Origin of the sequence: Streptomyces sp. NPDC000345 (assembly GCF_042898825.1) — a bacterium.
In the GTDB taxonomy this organism is placed as follows: domain Bacteria; phylum Actinomycetota; class Actinomycetes; order Streptomycetales; family Streptomycetaceae; genus Streptomyces.
This window is the reverse complement of sequence record NZ_JBIAZE010000023.1, coordinates 1-17,042: the sequence shown is the minus strand read 5'-3', so window position 1 is coordinate 17,042 and position 17,042 is coordinate 1. Positions and strand designations below refer to the sequence as shown.

11 protein-coding genes and 1 pseudogene are annotated in these 17,042 nt (G+C 71.7%); 8 read left to right on the top strand and 4 right to left on the bottom strand.

The genetic code is table 11. The features are described from left to right. Positions 1-33: 33 nt before the first annotated feature. Complete coding sequence (locus ACFY30_RS36550; RefSeq protein ID WP_390849452.1) at positions 34-1,161, bottom strand: XdhC family protein; 1,128 nt, start codon at positions 1,159-1,161, stop codon at positions 34-36. 150 nt (positions 1,162-1,311) lie between these two features. Here ACFY30_RS36550 and ACFY30_RS36545 point away from each other — a divergent pair. Then, positions 1,312-3,271, top strand: a pseudogene (locus ACFY30_RS36545) (GTP-binding protein). 121 nt (positions 3,272-3,392) lie between these two features. Next, positions 3,393-5,252 carry a cellulase family glycosylhydrolase gene (locus ACFY30_RS36540; protein ID WP_390849450.1) on the top strand — a complete coding sequence of 620 codons (1,860 nt, stop codon included), beginning with the start codon at positions 3,393-3,395 and terminating at the stop codon, positions 5,250-5,252. 64 nt (positions 5,253-5,316) lie between these two features. On the opposite strand, the gene ACFY30_RS36535 is transcribed toward ACFY30_RS36540, so the two are convergent. Further along, positions 5,317-6,561, bottom strand: coding sequence for a YncE family protein (locus ACFY30_RS36535; protein WP_390849449.1), 1,245 nt, complete (start codon positions 6,559-6,561; stop codon positions 5,317-5,319). Between the two features lie 188 nt (positions 6,562-6,749). On the opposite strand from ACFY30_RS36535, the gene ACFY30_RS36530 reads away from it, so the two are divergent. From ACFY30_RS36530 to ACFY30_RS36515, 4 genes are all read left to right on the top strand, one after another. Beyond that, on the top strand, positions 6,750-7,436 hold the full coding sequence (locus ACFY30_RS36530) for a TetR/AcrR family transcriptional regulator (protein ID WP_390849448.1): 687 nt from the start codon (positions 6,750-6,752) through the stop codon (positions 7,434-7,436). Between the two features lie 176 nt (positions 7,437-7,612). Continuing rightward, entirely contained in the window at positions 7,613-9,571 is a 1,959-nt protein-coding gene (locus ACFY30_RS36525; protein WP_390849447.1) for a ricin-type beta-trefoil lectin domain protein, read from the top strand. Between the two features lie 131 nt (positions 9,572-9,702). After that, entirely contained in the window at positions 9,703-13,419 is a 3,717-nt protein-coding gene (locus tag ACFY30_RS36520) for a choice-of-anchor D domain-containing protein (RefSeq protein ID WP_390849446.1), read from the top strand. A gap of 18 nt (positions 13,420-13,437) precedes the next feature. Further along, positions 13,438-13,839: a hypothetical protein gene (locus ACFY30_RS36515; protein ID WP_390849445.1), complete on the top strand. Its 402-nt coding sequence runs from the start codon at positions 13,438-13,440 to the stop codon at positions 13,837-13,839. Between the two features lie 93 nt (positions 13,840-13,932). Here the strand turns inward: ACFY30_RS36515 and ACFY30_RS36510 are convergent, their stop codons facing one another. Then, positions 13,933-14,298: a nuclear transport factor 2 family protein gene (locus ACFY30_RS36510; protein ID WP_390656608.1), complete on the bottom strand. Its 366-nt coding sequence runs from the start codon at positions 14,296-14,298 to the stop codon at positions 13,933-13,935. Positions 14,299-14,489: 191 nt separating this feature from the next. Here ACFY30_RS36510 and ACFY30_RS36505 point away from each other — a divergent pair, with 191 nt between their 5' ends. Then, on the top strand, positions 14,490-14,780 hold the full coding sequence (locus ACFY30_RS36505) for a hypothetical protein (protein ID WP_390849444.1): 291 nt from the start codon (positions 14,490-14,492) through the stop codon (positions 14,778-14,780). A gap of 79 nt (positions 14,781-14,859) precedes the next feature. Here ACFY30_RS36505 and ACFY30_RS36500 read toward each other — a convergent pair whose 3' ends face one another. Next, positions 14,860-16,614 carry an ABC transporter ATP-binding protein gene (locus tag ACFY30_RS36500; RefSeq protein ID WP_390849443.1) on the bottom strand — a complete coding sequence of 585 codons (1,755 nt, stop codon included), beginning with the start codon at positions 16,612-16,614 and terminating at the stop codon, positions 14,860-14,862. 159 nt (positions 16,615-16,773) lie between these two features. Between ACFY30_RS36500 and ACFY30_RS36495 the strand changes: the two genes are divergently transcribed. Next, positions 16,774-17,042, top strand: a 269-nt coding sequence (locus ACFY30_RS36495; protein WP_390849442.1) for an alcohol dehydrogenase catalytic domain-containing protein, incomplete at its 3' end; no start/stop codon positions are given.

Genomic DNA, 17,042 nt, shown 5'->3' with positions numbered 1-17,042 from the left:
GTTGAAGGGGCGACTACCCCGCCCGGAGGGTTCTCACACGCCCTGATCCGACGGATTTATATGCTTTTGACCATGGATTGCCCCCGCCGTCGCCGTCAGCGGGGCACCGCTGCCGCCCCAGCGCAGCGCGACGATCTCCGCGGCCACCGAGACGGCCACCTCCTCGGGCGTACGCGCACCGAGGTCGAGGCCGACCGGAGAGCGCAGCCGGGCCAGCTCGCGCTCGGTCAGCCCCGCCTCGACGAGCCGCCGCCGACGGTCGTCGTGGGTGCGCCGGCTGCCCATCGCCCCGATGTAAGCGGCCGGCCGCCGCAGCGCCTCCTCCAGGAGGGGCACGTCGAACCGGGGATCGTGGGTGAGGACGCAGATCACCGTGCGCCCGTCCGTGTCCGTGCCGCGCAGGTAGCGGTGCGGCCAGTCCACGACCACCTCGACGCCCTCCGGGAAGCGCCGCGGAGTGGCGAACACGGGACGCGCGTCGCACACCGTGACCCGGTAGCCCAGGAAGGCGCCGATGCGGGCCACGGCCGCCGCGTAGTCGATCGCCCCGAACACCAGCATGCGCGGCGGCGGGGCGAAGGAGTGCAGGAACACCGCGACCGCGTCCTCGCGCCGCTGCCCGCGCGGTCCGTAGTGCCGCAGGCCCGTGGCGCCGAGCGCGAGTTCCCCGCGCGCGTCGGCCGTGACCGCCACGTCCAGACCCTCCGTGCCGAGCGAACCCGAGACACGGTCCGGCCAGACCGCGCGGGTGGCGCCGCGTGGGGCCGGACCGTCGGTCACCGTCGCCAGGGTCACCGGCTCGCCCGCGGCGACCGACGCGGCGACCGCGCCGAAGACGGGGTCCAGCGCGGGCGCGACCGGCCGCACCAGCACGGTGATCTCGCCGCCGCAGGTCAGTCCGACGGCGAACGCGTCCTCGTCGCTGTACCCGAAGGACTCCAGCCGTGCCCGACCGCTCGCCACGACCTCCTGGGCGAGCTCGAACACCGCGCCCTCCACACAGCCCCCCGACACACTGCCCACGACCTCGTCGTCCGGCCCCACCGCCATCGCCGCCCCCGGGCCGCGCGGCGCGCTGCGGCTGACCGTGACCACCGTGGCCAGCCCGAACGGCACACCGGCGGCGTACCACCCGTTCAGCACCGGGAGAATCTCGCGCATCCTTGAACGTTAATCCGTTGCCGCGCCCCCCGCCGTTCTGCTGCACTGCGCGGGTACCACTCCCGGGAATCGCAGGAGCCGAGATGCGCACATCGTTCATGTCCACCCAGCAGGAAGGAACACCCCCCATTTCAAAGGACATGACACTTCGTGCACTTGCTCAACCTCGGCATCCTGGCGCACGTCGACGCAGGTAAGACCAGTCTCACCGAGCGGCTGCTGCACTCGGCCGGGATCATCGACGAGATCGGCAGCGTCGACGCCGGCAGCACACAGACCGACACCCTCGCGCTGGAGCGTCGGCGCGGCATCACCATCAAGTCCGCCGTCGTCTCCTTCCCGGTCGACGACGTCACGGTCAACCTCATCGACACCCCCGGCCACCCCGACTTCATCGCAGAGGTGGAGCGGGTCCTCGGCGTGCTCGACGGGGCCGTCCTCGTCGTCTCGGCCGTCGAGGGCGTCCAGGCGCAGACCAGGATCCTCATGCGGACCCTGCGCAGGCTGCGCATCCCCACGCTCGTCTTCGTCAACAAGACCGACCGGCGTGGCGCCCGCGGGCAGGGCGTGCTGACGGAGCTGACCGAGCGGCTGGCGGTTGCCGGCCGTCCCGATGGGCACGGTCACCGGACTCGGCACCCGCGAGACCGCCTTCCACCCCGGTCCGGTGCGCGAGGACGTCCTCACCGAGCACGACGACGACCTGCTCGCCGCGTACGTCGACGGCACCCTCACCCCCCGTCGGGTACGGGCCGCCCTGGTCGCCCAGACCGGCCGCGCCCTGGTCCATCCGGTGTACTTCGGCTCCGCGGCGACCGGCGCGGGTGTGCCCGAACTCATCGCCGGCATCAAGGAGTTGCTGCCCGCCGCGGCGGGCGACGCCGAGGGCCCGCTCTCCGCGAGCGTGTTCAAGGTGGAGCGCGGCCCGGCCGGCGAGAAGATCGCCTACGCGCGCCTGTTCTCCGGCACCCTGCGCACCCGCGACCGGGTCCCCTACGCGCGGACCGAGGGCAGGGTCACGGCGATCAGCGTCTTCGACCACGGTGCCGACGTGCGCCACGAGTCGGTCCGGGCCGGACGGATCGCCCGCCTCTGGGGCCTCACCGGCGTCCGCATCGGCGACAGCATCGGCGCACCCCGCGAGGCCCCCGGCCACGTCTTCGCCCCGCCGACCCTGGAGACGGTCGTGGTGCCGGGCCCGGACGCCGACCGGCGCTCCCTGCATCTGGCCCTCACCCAACTGGCCGAACAGGACCCGCTGATCGGTCTGCGGCACGACGAGCTCCGCCAGGAGACGTCCGTGTCCCTGTACGGCGAGGTGCAGAAGGAGGTCGTCCAGGCGACCCTCGCCGAGGACTACGGCCTTCAGGTCGCCTTCCGCGAGACGACACCCCTGTGCGTCGAGCGCCCGGCCGGCACCGGGGCGGCCGCCGAGTTCATCAAGAAGGGTGCCAACCCCTTCCTCGCCACCGTCGGTCTGCGCGTCGAGCCCGCCCCGCCCGGCACCGGTGTCACCTTCGGCCTGGAGGTCGAGCTGGGTGCGATGCCGTACGCCTTCTTCAAGGCGGTCGAGGACACCGTCCGCGCCACCCTCGGCCAGGGCCTGCACGGCTGGCAGGTAACCGACTGCGCGGTCACCATGACCCACTCCGGTTACTGGCCCCGCCAGAGCCATGCCCACCAGGGCTTCGACAAGAGCATGTCCAGCACCGGGTACGACTTCCGCGCGCTCACCCCGCTGGTCCTGGTCGAGGCGCTGCGGCGGGCGGGCACACAGGTGTACGAGCCGATGCACCGCTTCCGCCTCCGCGTCCCGGCGGACACGCTGGGCGGGCTGCTGCCCGTGCTGGCCGCCCTGGGCGCGGTTCCGCAGACGACGGACCCCCGGGGCGACGGGTGCGTGCTGGAGGGAACCGTGCCGGCCGCCCGGGTGCACGGCCTCGAACAGCGGATTCCCGGGCTGACGCGCGGCGAGGGGGAGTGGGAGAGCGCCTTCGGCCACTACGCGCCGGTCGTCCGCGGCACGGTCCCGGAGCGGCCGCGCACCGACCACAACCCGCTCAACAGGAAGGAGTACCTGCTCCGTGTGGCGGGGCGAACGGGCGGCTGAGTGACGTGGGTGACGGGAGCGGCGGCTGAGGTGCGTCACGGCAGTGGGGTGACTGATAGTCAACTTACTCGTGGGTCAGAAGCTATTGACGGTGTCCGGAAATCGCCCGACTGTAGTGGACATGCCGAATATCCGGGCACGTATGCTCGCTGTTCTGGTTGTCCTCTGCGGACTCTGCGGCTTCCTGACGGCGGCGGGCACCCCCGCCGCCGCGGCCACCGTCCCCGACTCCCTCTCCTTCGACGGCACGGCGCTCACCGTGTCGAACGGCCGCTTCGTCGACGGGTACGGCCGTGAGGTCGTGCTGCGCGGCTACAACGTCTCCGGCGAGACGAAACTCGACGAGAACAAGGGCCTGCCCTTCGCCTCGGTCGCCGACGCCAGGAAGTCGGCGACCGCCCTGCGCGCCCTCGGCGGCGGCAACGCGGTGCGCTTCCTTCTCTCCTGGGCCTACGCCGAACCGGTGAAGGGCCAGGTCGACACCACCTATCTGGCCTCGGCCACGGCGCAGATGCAGGCCTTCCTCGACGCCGGCATCCGCGTCTACCCCGACTTCCACCAGGACCTCTACTCCCGCCACCTGTTCAACCCGGGCAGCTGGTACACCGGCGACGGGGCACCCAAGTGGGCCGTGGCGCTGGGCGGTTACCCCACCGAGTACTGCGGGATCTGTCTCCTGTGGGGGCAGAACATCACCCAGAACGCGGCGGTGACCAAGGCCCAGTACGACTTCTGGCACAACACCTACGGCCTCCAGGACTACTTCCTGGCCACCGCCCAGAAGACCATGGCGTACCTCAAGGCGAACCTCTCCGCCGAGGAGTTCACCGGCGTCCTGGGCTTCGACCCCTACAACGAGCCCTACGCCGGCACCTACGACTCCGGCCAGAACAGCCGCACCTGGGAACGCGACCTGCTGTGGCCCTTCTATGTGAAGTTCCGGGCCCGGATGGACGCCGCCGGCTGGCAGGACAAGCCCGCCGTCGTCGAGCCGAACCTCTTCTGGAACGGCAACGTCAGCAAGGAGGAGGGCGGTCTGCTCGACGCGGGCACGCTCGGCTCCCGGTACGTCTTCAACACCCACTTCTACGACCAGAAGGCCATCTCCGGCATCCTGATGTGGGGCAACGCCGCGGACGGCCAGTACGTCACCGACTTCGGCACCGTCCGTGACCGGGCCTCGGCGGCCGGGACGACCGCGATCGTCAGCGAGTTCGGCCATCCCCTGAACGGCACCACCGCCGGCAAGGCGCCGACCGTCCTGAAGGCGATGTACCAGGCCCTGGACTCCCGGGTGAAGGGCGCCAACTGGTGGACCACCCCCGCCGCTTCGGGCCCGGTCCTGTCCGGTTCGCAGTGGCAGTGGGACATCTACAACGGCCGTCACCACGAGCTGATGAACGGCAACGCGGACAAGGTGCAGACCTCCGGCGACGGCTGGAACGACGAGGACCTCTCCGCCGTACGCCTCGACGACAGCGGCGCGGCGACGCTCCGTCAGGACGCCCGGCTCCTGGACCGCGTCTACCCGAGCGCCACCGCGGGCAGCACCGTCGCCTTCACCTACGAGGACCGCTCCCGCGACGGCTCCTCCACCCTCACCTGGAACCCGGTCCCCGGCAGCCTGCCGAACGTCGGCTCACTGGTCGGCTCCGGACAGTACGGCGTGCTGGTGTGGCGCTCCAACGGCAGCACCGCGCCGACCGAACTGCATCTGCCCGCGTCCTTCCCGACCGCGTCCACCACGGTCGTCTCCGACCTGGGCACGGTGTACGGGCCGCCGGCCCACACCTCCTCGACGAAGATCGGCGCCGCCGTGGAACCGGGCGGCACGGGCAGCCGCCGACTGCTGCTCGGCGCCCCGGACTCCGGTGTCGTGCACTACGCGCTGGTGACCAACGGGGCGACCTCCCCGTCCGCGACGCTGCTGGCCGCGGCCCGCAGCGAGCTGGCGGCATGGGTGGCGTCGAAGATCGGATAGGTCCCGCGCGCACGGAGGAGGGCGGGCGCCCGGCGCCCGCCCTCCGATGCCGCGACCGGTCGGATCAGCTGCCGGTCCCGGTCCAGTTCGCGGCCACATGGCCCAGCCGGACCCGCTGCGGGTGGTCGCCCACCGGGACGGACAGGACCTTCTGTCCGGTGGCGAAGTCGATCACCGTGACCTGGTCCGCGCCGCTCTCGGAGATCACGCAGTCCTTGCCGTCGCCGCTGACCGTGGCCCAGTACGGCTTGGAGGCGGTGACGAGCGGGCCCTCCTGGAGGGTGCCGCGGTCGACGACCGTCGCGTAGTCGTCCATCGTGCCCGCGACGCACAGCTTGCCGCCGTCCGGGCTCATCGACAGGCCGTGATGGCGCGAGTCGTTGACGTACGTGGTGCGGTCGTCGCTGGTCGCCGCGTTCTTCGGCAGGGTCTTGGTGCGCGTGATGCGGTCGGTGGCCAGGTCGTACTCGAAGAAGCCGTTGAAGAACGACACCTGGAAGTACAGCTTGGACTCGTCGGGCGAGAACACGGCCGGGCGCACGGCGTCCGAGTAGTCCGTGAGGCCGATCGCGTCCAGCCTGCTCCGCATGTCGATGACCTTGACCTGCTTGTACGTGGTCGCGTCGACGACGGTGATGCGCCGGTCGCCCTTCGTCCAGTCCAGCCACGGGGCGTCGAGATCGGTGTTCACGTCACCGATCGCCATGTTGTAGATGTACTTGCCGTCCTTGGTGAAGATGTTCTCGTGCGGCTTGTCGCCCGTGGCGAACGACCCGACCTGCTTGCCGGTGTTGATGTCCAGCACGTGCACGGTGTTCGCGGTCGACGCGGAGACCGCGACCCGGGTGCCGTCGGGGGAGACGGCCATGTGGTCGGAGCGGTAACCGGACACCGGGAAACGCCAGTTGATGGCCCCGGTGGACAGGTTGATCGAGACGACGTCGGCGAAGCTGGGCCGTGAGACGACCACCGACGAGCCGTCCGGCGTGGAGTACATGTCGTCCACGAACTGGTCGTGGCCCTCGCCGACGCCGTTGCGGATGGCCATGAAGTAGATCCACTTGATCGGGTCGGCGTTGATCTCCGCCATCCGGGCGTCCTTGTCGGGGATCACGTTGATCCGGCCGACCTTGGCGAAGTCACCGGTGGACTTGATGACGTCCGCGGTGCCCTCCCAGTTGTTGCCGACGAACATCACCTCGCGCAGGGAGGCGTCGGACGCCGCCATGGCCGCGGTCGCGGGGGCGGTGACGGTCAGGACGAGGGCGGCGGCTACGGCGCAGAGGTGCCTGGTTCTGAAGGCAGCCATCGGTGCTCACTCCTCTGGAGTGGGGAAAGGGGCGGGGCAGGGCTGAGCGGCTCTAGGGGTCCGAATCTGAACACAGCTGCGTTCAGAGTGGACTTACTGGAAAGTAAGGAAGGGGTGCCCTTCGCCACAAGACTTCTGGCACGACAAAATTGGCGGCGGGGGAGCACGGAGCGACGAGGGAGGGTTCAGTGGCGGGCAGGCTCAGGGCGCCGACCGGCAGGTACGGCGGCAGGACCGCGGCCGAGCGGCAGGCCGAGCGGCGCGGAAGGTTCCTGACCGCCGCGCTGCAGTTGTTCGGGGGCACCCCCGGCTACCGCGGCACGACGGTCGCGGCGCTCAGCGAGGCCGCCGGCCTGTCGACCCGTCAGTTCTACGAGGAGTTCCACACCCTCGAGGACGTCCTCGCCGCGCTGCACCTCCAGGTCAACGACTGGGCGGAGGAGGCGGTCGTGGCCGCGTTCGCCGCGGCGCAGGGCCTGCCGCTGGCCGAACGGGTCACGGCGATCTTCCGCGCCTATGCCGGGAACGTCACCTCGGACCCGCGCCGCATCCGCATCACCTTCGTCGAGATCGTCGGCGTCAGCCCCCGCCTGGAGGAACAGCGTCTGGCCCGCCGCGCCCGCTGGGTCGACCTGATCTGCGCCGAGGCCACGGCCGCCGCCGCCCGCGGAGAGGCGGCGGCCCGCGACTACCGGCTCGCGTCCACCGCCTTCATCGGCAGCGTCAACGGCCTGCTCCACGACTGGAGCGCCGGCTGGGTGGACGCCACCCTGGACGAGGTGGTCGACGAGCTGGTGCGCCAACTGCTGGGGATACTAAGGCCGGTGGGGTGGGAGCCGAGCGGACGATCCCCCGGGGCGGCCGCCCCGGTGTGAGGGCCTCCGGTCCGTCGCCGAGGGGGCGAACGACCGCGCGAGAGCGGTCACTTCGCTTTTGAGACCGGTCACATGACTTCTGTCGCAGCCGTTGACTTCATCCTCCCGCGGCTCTACTTTCGGCGCGCCGACACGTTCGGATCACCGACCCTTGTTCGATATCCCGGAGCCGCCGCATGTTGCCCCCACCGCGCTCAGGACTCCTCCGGCGCTGCAGAGCCACCGCCGTACGCGTCCTCGTCCTCCTGCTCACCGCGACCGCCGCCCTCCTGTTCGCCGGTCCCGCGCCGGCGCAGGCCGCGACGAGCCGTCAGATCCCGGTACCCACCGCCCCCATGGGCTGGGCCTCGTGGAACAGCTTCGCCGCGAAGATCGACTACAGCGTGATCAAGCAGCAGACCGACGCGTTCGTCGCGGCGGGACTGCCGGCGGCCGGGTACCAGTACGTCAACATCGACGAGGGCTGGTGGCAGGGCACCCGGGACAGCGACGGCAACATCACGGTCGACACGTCCGAGTGGCCCGGCGGGATGAGCGCCATCGCCGACTACATCCACAGCAAGGGCCTCAAGGCCGGCATCTACACCGACGCCGGCAAGGACGGCTGCGGCTACTACTACCCGACCGGGCGCCCCGCCGCCCCGGGCAGCGGCAGCGAGGGCCACTACGAGCAGGACATGCTCCAGTTCTCGAAGTGGGGCTTCGACTTCGTGAAGGTCGACTGGTGCGGCGGTGACGCCGAGGGCCTCGACGCGGCGACGACGTACACCGCGATCAGCGACGCGGTCGCCAAGGCCACCGCCACCACGGGCCGTCCGCTCACCCTCTCCCTCTGCAACTGGGGCTACCAGAACCCCTGGAACTGGGCCCCGGGCCTCGCCCCCCTGTACCGGACCAGCACCGACATCATCTACTACGGCAACAAGCCGTCGATGACGAACCTGCTGTCCAACTTCGACCAGACCCTGCACCCCACCGCCCAGCACACCGGCTACTACAACGACCCGGACATGCTGATGGTCGGCATGGACGGCTTCACCGCCGCCCAGAACCGCACCCACATGAACCTGTGGGCCGTCTCCGGCGCCCCGCTGCTGGCCGGGAACGACCTCACCACCATGACCACCGAGACCGCGAACATCCTCAAGAACCCCGAGGTCATCGCCGTCGACCAGGACCCGCGCGGCCTCCAGGGCGTCAAGGTCGCCGAGGACGGCAGCGGGCTGCAGGTGTACGGCAAAGTCCTCGCCGGCACCGGCAAGCGCGCCGTCGTCCTGCTCAACCGCACCTCCGCGGCCGCGAACATCACCGTCCGCTGGTCCGACCTGGGCCTGACGAACGCCTCCGCGACCGTCCGTGACCTGTGGGCCCGCGCCGACGTGGGGTCGTACAGCACGAGCTACACGCAGAGCGTTCCGGCGGGCGGCTCGGTGATGCTCACCGTCACCGGCGGCACCGAGGCCTCGGGCAGCACCTACTCCGGCACGTCGGGCTTCTCCGGCGTGGTCGCCGGTGCCACCGGCACCAAGATCGTCGACGTCGCCTACACCAACACCGCCGCCACGGCCCGTACCGCCACCCTCAAGGTCAACGGTCAGACGTCGACGGCGGTCTCGTTCCCGCCGACCGGTTCGAGCCAGGGCACGATCAGCCTGCTGGTCGGCCTGTCCAAGGGCTCCTCCAACACCCTGACGTTCACGGGCGCCCCGGCCCTCGCCGACATCACCGTCAAACCGCTGCCCGGCATGAACGGCAGCCTGGTCGTGGGCAAGCAGTCCGGCCGCTGCCTGGACCTCTTCAACAGCACCGTCACCAACGGCACCCAGGCCGAGATCTGGGACTGCAACGGCGGTTCCAACCAGGCCTGGACGTACACCTCCCGCAAGGAGCTCGTGGTGTACGGGAACAAGTGCCTGGACGCCTACAACCTGGGCACCACCAACGGCACCAAGGTGGTGATCTGGGACTGCAACGGCCAGGACAACCAGAAGTGGAACGTCAACAGCGACGGCACGATCACCAACGTGCACGCGGGACTGTGCCTCGACGCCAACGGGGCGGGCACGGCCAACCGCACGCCGATGGTGCTCTGGTCGTGCAGCGGCGCCGACAACCAGAAGTGGACGCTGACCTGACGACGCGTACGCCTGTCCGGGTGGACCCCACGGACGCACCCGCAGGTAATCATCTGTAAATCACACTGTCCCGCCGATCATGACGGTCGGCGGGACACACCCGCCCCCTCACGACCCGGGCGGAGCGGCGCATGCGGAGCAGGTTCGGTTTCCTGGCACCTCTGGTGACGGCCTGTCTGCTGGCCGGCGCCCTCACCACCCCCTCCCTGGCCGCCGCCCCCGACGACCGGCGCTCCCGCGCCGCCGACGTCACCACCGTCTCCGAGGACACCTACCGGACCGGCTGGGACGACAACGAACCCGGCCTCGCCCCCGACCAGGTCTCCAGCTCGGACTTCGGACAGCAGTTCTCCACCACCGTCGACGGACAGGTCTACGCCCAGCCGCTGGTCGTCGGGAAGACGGTCGTCGTCGCCACCGAGAACAACAAGGTGTACGGCCTGGACTCGGCCACCGGCGCCAAGACCTGGACGAAGAGCCTGGGCGCGGCCTGGCCCGCCTCGGCCATCGGCTGCGGCGACCTCGTGCCGAACATCGGCGTCACCGCGACCCCCGTCTACGACCCGGCGACCGGCACCGTCTACCTCACCTCCAAGGCCGACGACGGCGCCGACGTCCAGCACCCCAACTGGTACGTCCACGCCCTCAATGTCACCACCGGCGCCGAGCGCAGCGGGTGGCCGGTCAAGGTGGCCGGCGCCCCGGTCAACGACCCGGGCCGCCCCTTCAACGCCTACACCGCGATGCAGCGCCCCGGGCTGCTGCTGATGGGCGGCGCGGTGTACGCGGGCTTCGCCTCCCACTGCGACCACGGGCCGTACGTCGGCCACGTCCTGCGGGTCAGCACCTCGACCCGCAAGCAGACCCTGTGGGCCACCGAGAACTCCTCCGCCAACGGTATGGCCGGCATCTGGATGAGCGGCGGCGGCCTGGTCTCCGACGGCCCCGGACGGATCCTCTTCTCCACCGGCAACGGCATCTCCCCGGCCCCCGGGCCGGGCTCCAGGCCCCCGGGCCAGCTCGCCGAGGCCGTCGTCCGGATCGGCGTCAACAGCGACGGCACGATGTCCGCACAGGACTTCTTCAGCCCCACCAACGCCCCCACCCTCGACCAGAACGACACCGACTTCGGCTCCGGCGGCCCGGTCGCCCTCCCCGACGACGTGTTCGGCACCGGCGGGCACCCCCACCTCCTGGTCCAGATCGGCAAGGACGGACGGCTGTTCCTCCTCGACCGCGACAACCTCGGCGGCCGCGGCCAGGGCTCGGGAGGCACCGACAAGGTCCTCGGCAACTTCGGCCCCTACGAAGGCGTCTGGGGCCACCCGGGCGTGTACGGCGGACAGGGCGGTTACGTCTACACCACCGGCAGCCGCGGCCCCCTGCGGGCCTTCAGGTACGGCGTCACCGGCGCCGGCCTGCCCGCGCTCACCAACACCGGCCGCTCCACCGAGACCTTCGGCTACACCTCCGGCTCCCCGGTGATCACCTCCACCGGCACCACGGCGGGCTCGGCGGTCGTCTGGGCGGTGTACTCGGACGGTTCGAGCGGCGCGCACGGCCAGCTGCGCGCCTACGACGCCACACCGGTGAACGGCACCCTGAAGAAGCTGTGGTCGGCCCCGATCGGCGTCGCCTCCAAGTTCTCCGTCCCCGCCACCGACGGCGGCCGCGTCTACGTCGGCACCCGCGACGGCCACGTCCTCGCCTTCGGCCGGCCCTCGAACGCCGCCCTCATCGGCGACCCCGTGGACTTCGGCGACGTACCGGTCGGCGCCACCGGGCACGCCACCGCCACCGTCACGGCGACCCGCGACGTCCGGATCGACGCGGTCACCGCCCCGCCCGGCAGCCCCTTCTCCGCCGCCGCCACCGGACTGCCCCGCACCCTGCACACCGGCGACACCTACGCCGTCCCGGTCTCCTTCGCCCCGACCGCACCCGGCCCCGACAACGCGGTCCTCAACTTCGCCACCGACCTCGGCGACACCGGCCTCGGCCTGACCGGCTACGGCACCCAGGACGGCCTGCTCGCCTCGCCCTCGTCGCTGGCCTTCGGCACCGTGCCCACCTCCACCGACAAGACGCTGGGCATCACCTTCACCAACACCGGCACGCAACCCGAGACCATCTCCGCCGTCACCGCACCCGACTTCCCCTTCACGGCCGGGGGACTGCCCGCCGACGGCACGGTCGTCCAGCCGAAGCAGTCCGTCTCCGTCCAGGTGACCTACGCCCCCACCGAGGCCGGCGACGACTCCTCGGCCCTCTCCGTCACCGGAACGCACGGCACCGTCACCGTCGAGCTGACCGGCTCCGCGATCACCGGTGAGGCCCATCTGACGATCACCCCGTCCTCCACCGACTTCGGGCAGGTCGGGGTCGGGAAGTCGGTCACCAGGACCTTCGACATCAGCAACACCGGCAACATCCCCCTGACCATCACCAAGGCCAAGGCCCCCGCGGCCCCCTTCCACGTCAGCAACCCGCTCAGCGAAGGCCAGGTCATCGGCCCGGAGGACGTCGTCCACCAGTCCGTCACCTTCTCCCCGACCTCCGTCGGCGCGGTCAGCGGCACCTACGAGATCACCGCCGACGACGGCACCGGCGCCCACAACGAGGCCCTCACCGGCACCGGCACCACGGGCAGCGGCGTCACCCTCCCGGCGCCCGGCGCCGGCGGCTGGCAGCTCAACGGCTCCGCGCAGCTCTCCGGCGACGACCTCCAGCTCACCCAGGCCACCCGCAGCCAGGCGGGCTCGGCGGTCTTCCCGGTCCCGGTCCTCACCGACGGCCTGAACACCACGTTCACCACGGTCATGGGAGGCGGCACCGGGGCCGACGGCCTCACCTTCGCCCTCGTCGACCCGGCCAGGGCCACCCCGAGCGCCCTCGGCGGCACGGGCGGCGGCCTCGGCTGGACCGGGATGCGGGGCATCGCGGTCACCCTCGACACCTACCGCAACGGCCGCGACCCCTCGGCGAACTTCGTCGGCATCGCCCTCACCGGCAGCGACGCGTCGATCACCTACGCCTCCACCACGACAGCCGTGCCCGACCTGCGCGCGGGCCCGCACGCCGTGGCGCTCTCCGTCTCCGGCAAGACGGTCACGGTGTCGATGGACGGCGCGCAACTCCTGCGGACCACCGTGTCGGCGCTCCCGCCGGCCGCGTTCGTCGCCTTCACCGGCGCCACCGGCTCACGGACCGACATCCACACCGTCCGGGACGTCGCCGTCACCGCGGCCTCCTACGCCGTACCTCCGCCCGGCCCCAACGGCTGGAAGTACAACGGCTCCGCCGTCCTCTCCAACGGCACGGACCTCGTCCTGACCCCCGCCACCGCCCGCACACGGGGCAGCGGCATCCAGGGCACCGCCGTCCCGTCCGCCCGGCTGCGCGCCCGCTTCACCGCGAGGATCGGCGGCGGCACCGGTGCCGACGGCCTCGCCCTGCTGCTCCTCGACGCGTCGAAGACGACGTCGACGGCGCTCGGCGCGGGCGGCATGGGTCTCGGCTACGCCGGGCTCCCCGGCGTCGCGGTCGCCCTGGACACCTACCGGAACGACACCGAGCCGTCCGCCAACTTCGTCGGCATCGCCGACGGCAGCACCAGCGGCCGGCCGAAGTACATCGCCACCTCCACCGCCGTCCCCGCCCTGCGCACCGGCACGCACACCGTCGACGCCGACGTCACCGCCGCCGGACACCTGGTGGTCAGCGTCGACGGCACCCAGGTCCTCGACAAGGCGGTGAACCTCCCGCCGAACGTACTCGTCGGCTTCTCCGGCGCCACCGGCACCCGGACGGACACACACACCGTGACCGGCATCAGGGTCGGTTACTGAGGGATGTGAGGAACTCCCATGCGCGCGTTCACGAAACCCCTGCTGGCGGCGACGGCCGCACTGGCCTGCCTCGCCGCCGCCCCGGCACCCACGGTCCTGGTCGGCACGACCGAGACGATGGGCCAGGTCCTGACGGACCCCTCCGGACTCACCCTCTACGTCTACGACCAGGGCCCGTGCACCGGGTCCTGCCTCGCCGACCGCAAGCCGCTGCACATCGCCGCCGACGAGACCCCGACCCTCCCCCCGGGAGTCGCCGGCGTCCTCGGCGCCGCCCCCCGCCCCGACGACGGCACCCTCCAGGTCACCTACGACGGCTCCCCGCTCTACACGTACGCCGGTGACACCCAGCCGGCCGAGACGACCGGCGTCACCGTCGACTGGCACGTGGTCCCGGCCCGCTACCTCCCGGCAAGCTGATCACCGACGATCCGAGCGACCGCCCCGGCCGGGCCCGCACGGAACGGGTCCAGGCCGGCCCGGAGGCGACCTGGACCCCGGTGCACGTGCCCCCTACTCGTCCCAGGCCTGGACCATCGTCTGCTGGACGATCTTGCCGTCGCGCAGCCGGATCATCGAGTCGGCGAGGACGCGCACGCCGTCCGCGTACTCGCAGGACTCGCTGAAGGCGGCGCGGTCGCCCTGGACCACGCACTCCTCCAGCTTGTGCGTCATGTCCCGGCTGTAGACGTCGTCGAGCAACTCGGCGATCTCGTTCCGGCCGTGCAGCACACGGGGACTGCTGGGCTGGGTGTTGTGGTCGACGACGCGCAGTTCCGCGTCGTCCGCGTAGAGCGACAACAGCGTGTTCGGGGCCGGGCCTTCGATGGCCCTGCGCAGTATCTCGGTGTCGAAGGCGGAATCTGCCGCGGTGCCCATGATGACCTCCTCAAAGGGCCGCGGCCCAGGGAGGAGGACCGCAGCGCCCTCACCTTCGAGGCTCCTCCGCCGCACCCGCCTCGGCAAGCGCAGCCGCCACCGCCCGGCCGTGCGGCACGGCGGCTGCACCCGTCGGGTGAGCGGTGACCGCCACCCGTGTCCCGGACGGCACCGGTCGCGTTGGCCAGGGCATGATCTCCCCCCGACGCATCGCCGCCGCCGCCGCTCTCGCCGCCGGGGCCGCGGGCCTCGCCGCGCCCCTGGCGCACGCCGCCGAAACCCCGGACACCGGCCGGAGCGGCCCGATGGCCACGCTCGACGCCCTCGCCGCGAGCGGGATCCCGGCCGAGCACCGGGCCGGCCTGCCGCCGGTCTCCCGTCAGCTGGCCGAGCTGAACAACGTGCGGCGGCTCGACGAACTGCACCAGGTCACCGACCTCGCCGCCCCGGTCACCGGACTGCTGCCCGCGATCGCGACCTGAACCGCCCGTTCCCCGAAGGGCCGTCGCCGACCGCCGGCCCGCTCGGCCGTCCCGGGGGAACCGCCGCCGGCGGCGCTCCTCACTCGGCCGTCGCGAGGAACTGTGTCGCCGCCAGCTCCGCGTAGAGCGGATCGCCCGCCACCAGTTCACGGTGGGTACCCACCGCCCGCACCCGGCCCGCGTCCATGACCACGATCCGGTCGGCCATCGTGACCGTCGACAGGCGGTGCGCGACGACCAGGACCGTGGTCGTCCGCGCGACATCGGCGACGGTGTCGCGCAGCGCCGCCTCGTTCACCGCGTCCAGCTGCGAGGTCGCCTCGTCGAGCAGCAGCAGCCGGGGGCGGCGCAGCAGGGCCCGCGCGATGGCCACCCGCTGCCGCTCGCCGCCGGACAGCTTCGTCCCCCGGTGCCCGACCAGCGTCTCCAGGCCCTGCGGCAGCCGGTCGGCCAGCCCGTCCAGACGGGTCGTCTTCAGCACCCGCCGCACGGTGTCGTCGTCCGCCTCCGGGTTGCCCAGCAGCAGATTGTCGCGCAGCGAGCCCGACAGCACGGGGGCGTCCTGCTCGACGTACCCGATGGAGGACCGCAGCAGGGACAGCTCCCAGCCGGCGAGGTCGCGGCCGTCGAGGCTGATCGTGCCCGACTCGGGGTCGTAGAACCGCTCGATGAGCGAGAACACGGTGGTCTTGCCCGCGCCCGAGGGGCCGACGAACGCCGTCATGCCCCGCGCCGGGACGTCGAACGTCACCCCGTGATGGACGTACGGCAGATCGTCGGCGTACCGGAAGCGGACGTCGGTGAACGCGAGCGAGGCCGGTGCGGCGGCGGGGGAGGGCAGCGGAGCCGGCCCGGTGGCCGGTTCGGCCGGCAGCCGCAGCGCCTCCTGGATACGGCTGAGGGCGGCCGCGCCCGTCTGGTACTGGGTGATCGCGCCCACGACCTGCTGGATCGGCGACATCAGATAGAAGACGTACAGCAGGAACGCCACCAGGGTGCCGACGTCGATGGCGTCGGTGGCGACCCGTGCCCCGCCCACCGCCAGCACGGTGATGAACGCGGTCTGCATCGCGAGCCCGGCCGTGTTCCCGGCCGCCGCCGACCACTTGGCGGCGCGCACGCTCTCCCGCCAGGACTCCTCGGCCGCCGCGTGCAGCGTCTCCTCCTCGCGGTGCTCGGCGCCCGACGCCTTCACCGTGCGCAGCGCGCCCAGCACCCGCTCCAGCGAGGCCCCCATCACCCCGACCGCGTCCTGCGCCCGCCGGCTCGCCCGGTTGATACGGGGCACGATCACCCCGAGGACCGTGCCCGCGCACAGGATCACGGCCAGGGTGACCGCCAGCAGCACCGGGTCGACCAGGCCCATCATCACGACCGTCGCGGCCAGCGTGAGCCCCCCGGTGCCGAGGCCGACCAGCGAGTCGGTGGTCACCTCGCGCAGCAGTGTCGTGTCGGAGGTGATCCGGGCCATCAGGTCCCCGGGCTCGCTGCGGTCCACGGCCGTGATCCGCAGCCGCAGCAGATACGAGGACAGCGCCCGCCGCGCACCGAGCACCACCGACTCGGCGGTGCGCCGCAGCACGTACGAACCCAGCGCCCCCACCGCCGCGTTGGCGACGACGAGCGCCGTCAGGGCCACCAACGCGCCGGTGATCGCGCGGTCGTGGCCCAGGTCGTCGATCAACCCCCTTGCCACGAGCGGCAGAAGCAGTCCTGTCGCCCCGGTGACCAGCGACAGCAGCGCCCCCGCCAGCAGGGCCGGGCGGTGCGGTCGTACGTAGTCGAGCAACAGCCGCCACGGGGGCCGGACGCCGCCTGTCTCTGCGTTGGTCACGGGACTCCTCGGAGGTCGGACGGAGCCTTCAGGCTACGGCCGGCGATCGCATGGCGTGGCCGGAAGGGGAGGCTCCGGACCGTCGGCCGCGCCCTTACCGATCAGTCACGCGTAGGGTCGGACCTGGGACGGATGACCGCCGAAGAAAGGGGCAGCACCATGCCGCAGGAAGTACGCGGAGTGATCGCACCGGGCAGGAACGAGCCGGTGCGGGTGGAGACGATCGTGGTGCCGGACCCCGGTCCGGGGGAAGCCGTCGTGAAGATCCAGGCCTGCGGGGTCTGTCACACCGATCTGCACTACAAACAGGGCGGCATCAACGACGAGTTCCCGTTCCTGCTGGGGCACGAGGCGGCGGGTGTGGTGGAGTCGGTGGGGGAGGGTGTGACCGATGTGGCGCCCGGGGACTTCGTCGTTCTCAACTGGCG

Excerpts from the sequence above, each read along its gene's own strand:
- ACFY30_RS36520 (WP_390849446.1), top strand. The coding sequence starts at position 9,703 with ATGCGGAGCAGGTTCGGTTTCCTGGCACCTCTGGTGACGGCCTGTCTG.
- ACFY30_RS36540 (WP_390849450.1), top strand. The coding sequence starts at position 3,393 with ATGCCGAATATCCGGGCACGTATGCTCGCTGTTCTGGTTGTCCTCTGC.
- ACFY30_RS36515 (WP_390849445.1), top strand. The coding sequence starts at position 13,438 with ATGCGCGCGTTCACGAAACCCCTGCTGGCGGCGACGGCCGCACTGGCC.
- ACFY30_RS36505 (WP_390849444.1), top strand. The coding sequence starts at position 14,490 with ATGATCTCCCCCCGACGCATCGCCGCCGCCGCCGCTCTCGCCGCCGGG.
- ACFY30_RS36535 (WP_390849449.1), bottom strand. The coding sequence starts at position 6,561 with ATGGCTGCCTTCAGAACCAGGCACCTCTGCGCCGTAGCCGCCGCCCTC.
- ACFY30_RS36550 (WP_390849452.1), bottom strand. The coding sequence starts at position 1,161 with ATGCGCGAGATTCTCCCGGTGCTGAACGGGTGGTACGCCGCCGGTGTG.
- ACFY30_RS36525 (WP_390849447.1), top strand. The coding sequence starts at position 7,613 with ATGTTGCCCCCACCGCGCTCAGGACTCCTCCGGCGCTGCAGAGCCACC.
- ACFY30_RS36510 (WP_390656608.1), bottom strand. The coding sequence starts at position 14,298 with ATGGGCACCGCGGCAGATTCCGCCTTCGACACCGAGATACTGCGCAGG.